The organism is Streptomyces sp. NPDC046727, assembly GCF_040645635.1.
Lineage (GTDB): Bacteria > Actinomycetota > Actinomycetes > Streptomycetales > Streptomycetaceae > Streptomyces.
Genome location: NZ_JBEYYR010000004.1, coordinates 72137 through 82979 on the forward strand (window position 1 = coordinate 72137; position 10843 = coordinate 82979).

At 72.7% G+C, this 10843-nt stretch carries 3 protein-coding genes; all 3 read right to left on the minus strand.

What is annotated here, in order from left to right; translation table 11 throughout:
* Window positions 1–16: 16 nt before the first annotated feature.
* Genes ABZ937_RS06285 through ABZ937_RS06295 form a run of 3 tightly spaced genes read right to left on the minus strand, consistent with a single transcriptional unit; the run spans window position 17 to window position 10823 of the window.
* Window positions 17–2212 carry a bifunctional Gfo/Idh/MocA family oxidoreductase/class I SAM-dependent methyltransferase gene (locus ABZ937_RS06285; protein WP_361686307.1) on the minus strand — a complete coding sequence of 732 codons (2196 nt, stop codon included), beginning with the start codon at window positions 2210–2212 and terminating at the stop codon, window positions 17–19.
* On the minus strand, window positions 2209–3309 hold the full coding sequence (locus ABZ937_RS06290) for a saccharopine dehydrogenase NADP-binding domain-containing protein (RefSeq protein ID WP_361686310.1): 1101 nt from the start codon (window positions 3307–3309) through the stop codon (window positions 2209–2211). The genes ABZ937_RS06285 and ABZ937_RS06290 overlap by 4 nt, the downstream gene beginning before the upstream one ends.
* Window positions 3306–10823 (minus strand): amino acid adenylation domain-containing protein, encoded by a 7518-nt coding sequence (locus tag ABZ937_RS06295; protein WP_361686313.1) that lies wholly within the window; start codon window positions 10821–10823, stop codon window positions 3306–3308. Before ABZ937_RS06295 ends, ABZ937_RS06290 begins: the two co-directional genes overlap by 4 nt.
* Window positions 10824–10843: the final 20 nt, after the last annotated feature.

Here is a 10843-nt window from a genome sequence, read left to right on the forward strand (position 1 = left end):
TGTTTTCCCCCATTGATCAGTTGAAGCGGGCCGCGAACAGTCGTTGTCCGAGCGGCGCCAGCGGATGGTCCTCGCCCGGCACGGTCACGACCTGTGTGAACCCCGCCCTTCCCAGCACGTCGAGCCACTGCTGCCGGGAGAGGAAGGTCGTGTCGGCGTCCCGTCGGGCGTCCTCGGGGGCGGTCATCATGAACGCCTGTGAGGCCAGGATCTCCAGGTGCTCACGGGTGGGCTCGGTGATGAGCAGTCGGCCGCCCGGGGCCAGCAGGCCGGCCAGAGAGCGCACGGTCGCCTCGGTGTCGCGGGCGTTGTTGAGGACACCTGCGGCGATGACGACGTCCGCCGTGCCGAGTTCGAGTCCCTGGGCTGCCGGGTCCTCGTCGATGTCGTACAGGCCGTGGCGGATCCAGGGCCGGTCGGCGTGGCGTTCCTTCGCGACCGTGACAAAGAAGTGCGAGACGTCGGTGAAGAGGTAGTCGACCGGCGGCCGTCCGCGTCCGTCCTCGGCGAGGGCGGCGGCGACCGCCTCCGTGGTCGCCCCGGTGCCCGCGCCGACCTCGACCACGCGCAACGGACGCGTGGCGTCGCGCACCGCGGCCAGGGACCGCACGACGGTGGCGACGGCAGTGTTGAGGTAGCGCGCGGTGACGGTGTCCCGGTAGACGGCGTCCGCGACCTCCATGCGGCCTTCCGGGAAGAGCAGTAGGGCAGCCTGCTGTTCGCCTCGCATCAGCTGGGGCAGGCATGTGGCATTGCGCCGCAGGTAGGCCACGAACTCGCGGGATCCGAGGCCCTGTTGCCAGGTGATGGCAGCTGCGCCCCAGGACCGGTCCACCGCGACGGAATCCGTCAGAGCCGTCCCCCGGAACAGGTCGCCCTCCTGGCCGATCAGCGCGCGCTCGGCCAGGACGCGCAGCCAGCGCCGGATGAGCGCCTGGTGCGCCGGCGCGACCCGTGCGGCGGCCAGGATCTCCTCGGCGGTGTGAGCGCGTCCCGGGTCGTCCAGCACTCCGGCTCCCTGCAGTGCGGCGAGCATCGAGCCGAGCACGGCCTGGTCGAGCTGCCGTACGAAGTCGGTGACCAGGTGACGGTCGACGGTGCCCACGCGGCGGTCGGCCTCTACGGCCGCGTGCCGGACCAGATCGTTCTCGGTGATCAACTCGCCTGCTGAGAGCGGCTGGTGCGACTGAGCGGGCCGCAGGACCGGGTAGCCGAGTTCCTTGGTGAGGTCCTGCCACATGCGGCTCAGGGTCAGGTGGTACTGGTCGGGCCGTTCCGCGTCGGGCTCGCCGAGGATCGCGGCCCGCACCGCCCGCAGGTCCGCGCCGATCGCCGCCGTCCACTGGTCGCGCAGCAGCTGCCGGTAGTCCGCCGGGGGCTCCGGGCTGAGCAGTGTCGTACTGGGTTCGGCCAGATGCTCGGTGCCCGCGGCCCGGAAGTCGAAGCGGTTCTTCACTGGCTCCGGGACATGCAGGCGCGGGCTCCACAGCACCGGTCCGTGCGGGTCGGTGAGGGTGAGGCTGCCGCCGGCGGTGCCAAGGGTGACGCGGTGCAGGAGGTGCAGGTGGTTGTCGGGGTCGTCGGGGTCGACCTGGTTGTGCACGCGCAGGGTGAGAGGCGCCCCGCCGATGGTGCCGGTGAGCACCGAGAACGGGGCGTCGGTGTCGGACGCCACGGCTCGCACGCCCCAGGGCCGCAGCCCGCCGAGCGCCTCGCCCAGGATGTGCAGCAGGGGGAAGGCCACCTGCGAGGCGCAGGCCGCGTCGACGTAAGCCAGGGGCTGCCGGGCGAGCGCCGTCCGGGCGGCCTGGGTGAAGCGCCGCACCTCCGGCAGCCGCACGTACAGGTCGCCGAGCCGGTAGCGCACCCCGTGCCTGCGGGCCTCGCGCAGGCAGGCGACCAGGTCGTCGTGGTGGACGGGCTGTTCCTGGACGACGTGGACGCCGCGGCGCAGCAGCCGCAGCGCCAGGTCGGTTCCGGCGCCGCCGAGGACGCCGGAGCGGACGACGACACAGGCGAGGTCCACGTCGTCGGGGAGGTGGTCCACGTCCGTGTACAGGGGTACGCCGTGGCGCTCGGCGCACTCGACGGAGCGCGCGCTGCCCGAGGCCAGCACTCCCACGACCTCGAACTCCTCGGGCAGCCGCTTCAGCGCGGCCAGGTAGAACTGCCCGAACGTCGTCCCGCACACCACGGTCTTCAGCGTCTTCACAGGGCTCCTTCCTCCACCGCGGTGAGTTCGTCGATCGCCGCGTCGTGCACGCGGAGGTCGCACAGTCCGGGTTCGCCGGTCAGGCGGGTGATGGCGGTGACCGGGTCCAGGGCCGCGTCGCCCCGGTGCGTGCCGTGCGGCACCTCACCGCGTAGCACGGCGAGAGCGGCCACCGCGGTGACAGCACCCGTGAGTTGGGCGATGCCCGAGGACCGCAGAACGGCCGTACGGGTCAGGGGCTGTCCGGCGTGCGTGCCGTCGAGCTGGACCAGCAGGGTCACATAGGGAGTGCGTCCGGCGGTGTCGAGTGCCGTGGCGCGGCGCAGGGCCTCGACGGCGTCGGCGCGGTCCGTGCCGCGAGCCGCCCCGAGCGCCGCGGCCAGGTGCTCCCCGTCCACGGCGGTGTACCAGCTGCCGTGGGTGAGCGACAGGTCGCGGGCCAGACGCTCGCTCTCGGCGTCCAGGTAGGGGAAGACCGTCACCGGGCGCGGGAAGGAGGCCAGCGGCACCTCCGTCCGTCGCTGCAGCACTCCTGAGCGCCTTGCGCCCTCCCTCCAGGCGGCGAGGGGTTCGTTGGCAGCACCGAGCACGCCGTCGAGGTAGTCGTCGGCGCCGGTGGCGGTGAAGCGGTCCAGAACTCCGGCGTACGCCGTGAGCCCGTGCACGGAGTCGAAGTGTGCGGCGGCCAGCCACCGGGGCAGCAGTCCGGACAGGCCCGGCAGCGCGCCGGCGTCGAAGAGCACGGTGCGTTCGCCAACTGCCGTGCGGACGTGGTCCAGCCGTCCGCCACCGCCCGCGTCGACGAGTTGGGCGCCCGCCATCAGCGCGGCGAACGTCACCCGCTCGGAGGTGCGGTGCGCCGGTCCGGCGCAGTTGACGACCAGGTCGCAACCACGCAGGAAGGCGGCAAGTGAGGCGGAGTCCTCGATGTCGACCGTGATCGCCTCGGCCTCCACGTCCGCCAGGTGTGCGGCGACGAATCGCTTGGCGCGTACGTCGTCGCGTCCGCCGATCCGCAGCGCTCCCGATCCCCACCGGGCGAGCAGGCGCGCCGCGTGGCCGCCGACGGCGCCGTATCCGCCGAGTACGCCGATCACAGCGTGCCCTCCTCGGTCTCCGCGCTCAGTTCCGCGTCGAGCAGCTGCGCGACCTGTGCGAGGGTCGGGCCCGCGAACAGACGGCGCAGCGGCAGCTGGACACCGAAGCGCCGCGTCACCTGCGCCAGGAAGCGGGTCGCGAGGAGGCTGTCGCCGCCCAGGGTGAAGAAGCTCTGCCTGCGGCCGACCGCGGGCACAGCGAGCAGCTCGGTCCAGATCTCGGCGATGACCTTCTCGAGTTCGCCCTGCGGCGGCTCGTCCGGATCCTCGTTCTGGGTGGTGCCGATGAGGGTGGCGACGGCCGCGCGGTCGACCTTCCCGTTCGCGCCGAGCGGCAGCCACGGCAGGACGGCGAACCGCTCGGGGACCATGTGCGCGGGCAGCCGCTGGGCGGCGTGGTCGCGCAGCGCGGCCGGGTCCATGTCGACGGCATCGGCCGGCCTGCGGGCCTGGAGCAGCTCGGTGAAGGAGTGGCCGACCGGGTCGTGGACGACCTCGCTGAATCCGGCGGCACCGAGCAGTTCGGCCCACCGCTGCGGCGGCAGCACGGGCGTTCCCGCCGCGCTCCGCTCGCGGTCGAAGCCGACGTACCCGCCGTCGAGCAACGTGGCCGTGAGCAGCGCGACCGGGGTCAGCTCGGATCGCTCCACGGCCAGCAGCAACCCGTCCCGGCGAGCCAGCAGACCGGCCAGCGCGGGGCCCTGGGCGGGATCCGGATTGCGGTGCAGGACCTGGTTCGCCAGGACGATGTCGAAGCGGTGCCGCAGCTCGTCCGGTACGAGCAGGCCGGGCAGCCGGCGACAGGTCACCTCGTGCGGGAGGGAGGCCAGGCGCTGCTGAGCCGCCTCGAGGAGAGCCGGGTCACCGTCCAGCAGGGTGTACCGCACCTGTTCGGGTGCCAGCCTGCTCAGCAGGCGTTCGGCCCAGACGCCGTCTCCGCCGCCGAGTTCGACGATGTCGACGGGGCGGCCCTCCTGCCGTATTCGGTCGGCCACTTCGTCGAGGGCCGCTTCGCCGCCGGGATCGGCAGCCGCAAGCTGGGCAGGAGCGAGGACGTCGTCGTCGAGCAGGACGGCCGCGGCCAGGCGCCCGGCGAGGATGTCCCGGTAGTCGGCGAGCCGCTCGGTGAGCCGCGTGTACGCCCGGGCGAGCAGGGCACTGTAGCCGTCGGTCCCCTTCTCTGCGGCTTCCGCGCGGGCCAGGGCCGTGGCGGCCTCGGGCCCCGTGGCGTACGTCGTGCCGTCGCGTACGAGGACCTTCCGCGCGGCGAGCCACCCCAACCACAACCGGAACACGGGCAGGTGCTCCTCGGCGACGCCCAGCCGGGACGCCCACTGGGCCTCGGTCAGCGCCTCGCCCGGGTCGAGCAGCCGTACCAGGAACGCCTCCGCCACGGCACTCTCCACGTCCCGCGTTCGCTCCCTGAACTGCCGGGCGCTGTCGTTCAGTTGCGTGCTGTGCACCTGCGTCGCGACGGAACCGGTCTCCGGGACGACGCCGGCGACCAGCCGTCGCGCCGCGCCCTCCCCCGCCACGCAGACCAGCGCCCGCCCCACGCCGGGGGCGTCCCGCAGGGCCGCCTCGATCTCGCCGAGTTCGATGCGGTGGCCGCGGATCTTGACCTGGTGGTCGGCGCGGCCGAGGAACTCCAGGGTGCCGTCGGGCCAGTAGCGGCCCAGGTCACCGGTCCGGTACCAGCGCACGCCTGCCACCTCACGGAACCGCTCGGCGGTACGGGCCACGTCCCCCATGTAGCCGCGGGCCACGCCGGCCCCACCGATCCACAGCTCGCCGGGCACCCAGTCCGGGCAGTCGCGGCCGTGGGCGTCGACCACGCGGAAGGACTGGCCGCGCAGCGGACGGCCGTAGGGGATCGACCGCCAGGCGGGGTCGACGTCGGTGACCTCGTACGCGTTGGACCAGATCGCGGCCTCGGTCGCACCACCGAGCGCGATGAACCGGCACCAGGGGTTCTGCTCGGCGAGTCGCCCCGGCAGGTCCAGGCCCACCCAGTCGCCGGAGACCAGCGCCAGCCGCAGCGCATCCGGCGGCTGGGCGCCCTCCGCAGCGGTGAGCAGCATGTCGAGCAGGGCGGGCACGGTGTTCCACAGGGTCACCCGGTGGCGGCGCACCAGGTCGAGCCACCGGCGGGCGTCTCGCCGCTCGTCCTCGTCGATCAACACGACCGCGCCGCCCGCCGAGAGCGGCCCGAAGACGTCGTACACCGACAGGTCGAAGTCGAGCGCGGACACGGCGAGGGCCCGGTCGGACTCCGTGACCTCGTAGCGCTCGTTGATGTCGGTGACGGTGTTGGCGGCGGCCCGGTGGGTGATCTCGACGCCCTTGGGATCGCCGGTGGACCCTGAGGTGAAGATGACGTAAGCGAGGGCGTCCGGGGGCAGGTCGACAGGGGCGGCCGGTACGTCCATCGTGGGAACCGCGTCCACGGGTACCGCCGTGACGCCCTCGGACGTCTGTGTCTCGGTGACGGCGAGGCGCACTCCGGCGAGGCGCTGAATGCGCTCGCGGCGAGCCTGAGGCTGGTCGACGCCGACGGGTACGTACGCGGCTCCGGCCGCCAGCACGCCGAGCACCGCCACGATCTGATCAGGTCCCTTGGGCAGCGCGACGGCGACCGTCTCACCGCGTCGGACGCCGTGCTCGACGAGAACGCCGGCCAGCCGCAGTGCGCGGTCGGCGAGTTCGCCGTAGCTCATGCGGTCGCCGTCGCCCCACAGCAGGGCGGTGCGGTGCGGCTGTTCGGCGGCGCGGCGGAAGAAGCCGGCGTGCAGCAGGCCGACAACGCCCGCGCCGGTCGCATTGACGGCGGTTCGGGTCTCCCGTTGAGGCGCGGGCAGCAGATCGGGCGCCGGGGCGGTCCAGTCGCCGGTGGCGAGCCAGTCCACCAGCCGCAGATAGGCGTCGAACATCGCGTCGACGAGCCCATCGGGGAAGAGTTCCTCGACGACGTCCCAGTTCAGCCGGATGCCTCCGGCGTCCTCGGTGACCTGGTGGTCGAGCCACACCTGCGGGGTCTGTGAGACGCCCCAGACCTGCTGGGCGAAGGGTGCGCGCGGGGGCTCGCCGCCTACGCCGAGGGCGCTGGTGAAGACGACGGGCATGGTGATCTCGGGCTCGCCGGTGCGCCGGGCGAGCTCGCGCAGGACCCATACGGCGGACACCTCGCGGTGGTCGAGGGAGCGCCACAGCTCCTCCTGAACGCGCCGGGCTCGGGTCAGCCAGCTGTCCCCCGGCTGCGGGCGCGACGAGACGAGCATCAGCGAGGTGAAGTCGCCGAGGACGTTGCCGATGTCGGGGTGCACGTCGCGGCGGTCGAAGAGGGTGAGGTTCAGGGTCAGGTCCGGCCTCGCGCTCCAACGGCCGAGGACGTCCGCGAAGGCGGTCAGCAGCAGCCCGGAGGGGGTGAGGCCGTGGGCACGGGCCTGGTCGGTGACGGCCTGCCACCGTTCCGGGCCGATGCGGGCCTCGCGGCGGGTGAAGCGCGGGTGTACGACCGTGGACGGGTCCTTGGCGAGCGGCAGCGCGGGGGCGGCAGGCAGCTGGGGCAGCAGGTCGGACCAGTAGCCGCGGGCTGCGGCGACCGCTTCCGGCTCCGGAGCGGTGGAGCACAGGTAGTCACGGAACGACACGCCTACGGGCGGGAGCGGGGCGTCCGGGTCGGCGTACAGCGTGGCGAGTTCCGTGTAGAAGATCAGGATGCTCAGGGCGTCGAGGGCGATGTTGTCGATGCCGATGGCGAGGCGGGTCCGGCGGCCCGCCCGCACACCGCGTACGGCGAACAGCGGCCAGGTTCCGGGATCGAACACCTGGTGGGAGGCGGTCTCGCGCAGCGCGACGAAGGCGGCGTCAGGATCGGCCTCCGCCTCGGTGATCTGTACGGTGAACGACGGGACCTCGGGCAGGATCCGCTGCTCACCGTGCTCGTCGACGACCACGCGCAGCATCTCGTGGCGGCGGATCAGCCGGTTGAGTGCCGTCTCCAGACGGGCCACGTCCAGGTCCTCGACGTCGTACTCGCGATAGAAGTGGCATCCGATGCCGCCGAGCGTGAAGTCCTCGTCCCGGCCGAGCCAGTAGGCGCGCTGGACGTCGGTGAGCGGGAACGGTTCATACCGGCGGTCGGGGTCGGCCGTCACCGTACGCTCGGCGGGGCGCCCGGTGTCGGCGCGCAGCCGGGCGGCGAAGTCGGCGAGGACCGGGTGGGTGAAGAGGTCGGAGAGCCGTACCTCGGCGCAGCCTTCGGCGCGCAGCCGGGCGATGAGGCGGGTGGCGAGCAGGGAATCGCCGCCGAGGGCGAAGAAGTCGTCCTCTCGTCCGATGCCGGCCGCGCCCAGGATGTCCGTCCACGCCTGGGCGACCTGGCGTTCCCGCCCACCACGGGGAGGAGTGACGATCCGCGCGTCGGCGTCATTGCAGTGCGCCACAAGACCACCGATCGCCTTCCGGTCGATCTTCCCGTTGGCCGTGAGGGGCAATTCGCCGAGGACGGCGATCCGTTCGGGGACCATGGCGGAGGGCAGCCGCTCTGCGGCGAACGCGCGCAACTGTGCCGGATCAGCCACACCGGTGACCGCGGCGCCGAGTCGCCCGTCGGCGCCGACGACCGCGGCGGCCTTCTCCACGCCGGGTGCGGCGGCCAACGCCGCCTCGATCTCGCCGAGTTCGATCCGGTGGCCGCGCACCTTGACCTGGTGGTCGGCGCGGCCGAGGAACTCCAGGCTGCCGTCCGGCCAGTAGCGGGCGCGGTCGCCGGTCCGGTACCAGCGCACGCCGTCCACCTCGCGGAACCGGTCGGCGGAACGAGCGGCGTCGCCGCGGTAACCGCGTGCCACTCCCCTGCCGCCGATCCACAGTTCCCCGGGCACCCAGTCGGGGCAGTCACGGCCGAGCGGATCGACGACCCGGCACCTCACGCCCCGCAGCGGCGTCCCGTACGGCACCGAGACCCAGTCGGCCGGGACGTCGCCGACCTCGCAGGCGGTGGAGTGGATGGCCGTCTCGGTGGTACCGCCCAGTGCGACGAACCGGCAGTCCGGCGCGGCCGTGCGCATCCTAGCGGGCAGGTCCAGCGGCACCCAGTCGCCGCCGAGCAGCACGAGCCGGACTGTGGGCAGAGCGCCAGGCCCGGCCGCGGTGACGAGCATGTCCAGCAGGGCGGGGACGCAGTTGACGAGGGTCACCCCGTGCGTGTGCATCAGGTCGGCCCAGACGGTGGCGTCCCGGCGCGCGGGCTCCTCGACGCAGACGAGCGCACCGCCCGCGGCGAGGGTGCCGAAGATGTCGTACACCGACAGGTCGAAGTCGAGTGCGGACACGGCCAGTGCGCGGTCGGAAGGCCCGACCCGGAAGCGGTCGTTGAGGTCGGCGATCGTGTTGACGGCCGCCGCATGGGTCACCTCGACGCCCTTCGGCTCACCCGTGGAGCCCGACGTGTAGATGACGTAGGCGAGGTCGGCCGGGTCGCCGGGGACAGGCGCGGGAAGCGGCTCGGTGGCATCCGGTACGGCGACGTCGTCGAGCACCAGGCGTATGCCGGCCGAGGTGTGGATGCGGTCACGGCGCGCCGGGGGCTGGTCGACACCGAGCGGGAGGTAGGCGGCGCCGGCGGCGAGAACGCCGAGGACGGCGATGATCTGGTCGGGCCCCTTCGGCAGAGTGACGGCCACCAGGTCACCGGGCACGACACCGCGCGACCTGAGGTGTCCGCCCACCTTCAGGGCTCGCTCGGCGAGTTCCCCGTACGACAGCGAGCCGCTGCGGCCCCACAGCAGTGCGGGGGCGTCGGGTTGCGCGTCGGCCTGTGCGAAGAAGCCGTCGTGCAGGCGTGCGGAAGCCTGCTGCCAGTCCCTGTCGTTGACGGCTTCGCGCACCGCGTGCTGCGCGGTAGGCAACAGCGCCGGTACCGGCTCGGCCCAGGCCGCCGGATCGTCCAGCAGACGCTCCAGCAGCCCGCGATAGGCGCCGAACATGACGTCGAGGACGCCGGGGGCGAACGCGTCCTCACGCGCGTCCCAGTTGACCAGCAGACCGCCGTTGACCTCGGTGACCTGTGCGTCCAGCCACACCTGCGGGCCCTGCGAGATGATCCAGGACGCCTCGCCGAAGCACTCGCGTACGGCGTCGGCGAAGAGTTCCCCGAGGCCGAGGGCGCTGGTGTAGACGACGGGGGCGAGGACGCGCTCACCGTGCAGCCGGGAGGCGTCGCGCAGCACCTCGACACCCGAGTGCCCGGCGTGCGCGGCGTCCTGGTGGAAACGGTCCTGCAGCCGGGCGGCGCGTTCGGCGAAGGTGCCAGGGATCCCGCCGTGCCAGGCCAGCAGCACCGAGGAGGTGAAGTCTCCGACGAGCGAGGCGACGTCGTCGTGCAGCGGCTCCCGGTCGAACAGCGGCAGGTTCAGCACGAAGTCCGGCGCCGCACTGAACGCCTGAAGCGTTTCCGCGAAGACGGCGGCGAGCGCCATCGCGGGGGTGAGGCCGTGGCGGCGGGCAGCTGCCTCGAAGCGTCGGGTGCGCTCGGCGTCGAGGTGCAGATGTCGCCGTACGACGGTGACGGCCTCCGATTCTCCCGCGCCCACCGGAAGTTGCGGTGCCGCAGGCAAGTCGGGCAGCCGCTGCTGCCAGTAGGCGCGGTCGGCGTCCAACGCAGCCTTGCGGACCGGTGTGTCCCGCAGGGCGGCACGCTCGGTGAGGTAGCGGGGGAAGCTGTAGTCGAGGGCGGGCAACGGCGTAGTGGGGTCGGCGTACGCACGGGCGAGGTCGGCCAGCAGGACGCGCAGGCTGAGCGCGTCGGCGGCGATCATGTCGAGATTGACGTGCAGCCGTGTGCCGCTCGGTCGTAGCGCGTCGGGCAGAAGCGACAGCTGGACGTCGAGAACCTCCCCGGCACCGATGTCCATACGGCGGTGCGACAGTTCCCGGCGCAGCTCACCCAACCGCTCTTCGGCCTCTGCGGCGCCAAGTTCGCGCAGGTCGTGCACGCGCAGTCCGGGCCAGGGGCTCTCGGGCAGGATGCGCTGGCGTCCGTCGTCGAGGATGATCACCCGCAGCATGCCATGCCGGGCGAGGACGGCCCGTACCGCCGCGTCCAGACGGGCCGCGTCCACGTCACGCCCATCGAACTCGTGGTAGAAGTGCGCTGCCACGCCGCCCAGTTGCTGCCCGTCCGCACGGCCCACCCAGTAGGCGTGCTGCATCAGCGCGAGGTCGAAGGCCGCAGACTCGTCCACGTCCACGACCGTGGTGACCTCGCCGCCCGGGTACCGCCCTTCGACGAGCCGCCGCCAGGCTCCCAGGGTCGGCTCGGCGATGAGGTCGGCGAAGCGGATGTCGAGTCCGGCCCGGCGACATCGCCCGGCCAGGCGCATCATCCCGAGGGAATCCAGCCCCATCTCGATGAGGTGGGCATTCTCGTCGAGCTTTTCGGCCGGCAGGCCGAGCAGCTCGCTCACGGCTGCCGGCAGATCGAGCAGTGCGTCCGCGCGTTGCTGTGCCACCTGGATTCATCCCCCTCGAA